We start from the raw sequence: 644 nt of genomic DNA, 5'->3' as shown, positions 1-644 counted from the left end.
ACCACTTGTTTTGGTGTAAGTTACAATTGAACAATTGGCTGTAGCTGCAGGAGCTTGATTTTGAGCAGCAGTTAATGCTGCAGCATCACTACATTGAACAGTAGTGTTTAATGTTCCAGCCTGAGTAATCCAAGTTGGAATTGCAGTATCCTGAACGGTAATTACCTGAGTAAAGACAGTTGAGGTATTATTGCAAGTATCGGTTGCAGTCCAGGTGTTGGTGTAAGTACCAGTACTTCCACAGCTTCCTTTTTGTAATTGACCGGTTACTTTAGTATAAGTTATAGTTCCATCGCAAGTATCTGTTGCAATTGGAGCTTGGTTTTGAGCAGCTGTCAATCCATCAGTATCGCTACATTGTAAAGTAACATCTAATGTTCCCCCTTGAGTTGACCAAGTTGGAGCAGTAGTATCTTCGATTGTAATAATTTGAGTGAAAGTATCAGAAGTATTTCCACAATCATCTTTAACAGTCCAAGTGTTAGTATATGTTCCTGCATTTGCACAAGTTTCAGAAGCTACAAAAGCACCACTTGTTTTCACGATATTAGAAACATCACCATCACAAGAATCAGTAGCAACCGGGAATTGTGTTTGAGCAGTAGTCAAAGCTGTTGCATCACTACATTGAACAGTTACGTTTA

Annotated in this window: 1 protein-coding gene; it reads right to left on the bottom strand. The window is 39.1% G+C overall.

Annotation, left to right across the window (positions count from 1 at the left end; all coding sequences use genetic code 11):
- On the bottom strand, nucleotides 1-644 hold a 644-nt coding region (locus ACHRV5_RS22370), incomplete at both ends, for an Ig-like domain-containing protein (RefSeq protein ID WP_395428336.1).

The organism is Flavobacterium sp. FlaQc-52 (assembly GCF_044007495.1).
Classification (GTDB): Bacteria; Bacteroidota; Bacteroidia; order Flavobacteriales; family Flavobacteriaceae; genus Flavobacterium; species Flavobacterium cupriresistens.
Note: the sequence above shows the minus strand (reverse complement) of the source record. Positions and strands in the feature narration are given on the sequence as shown.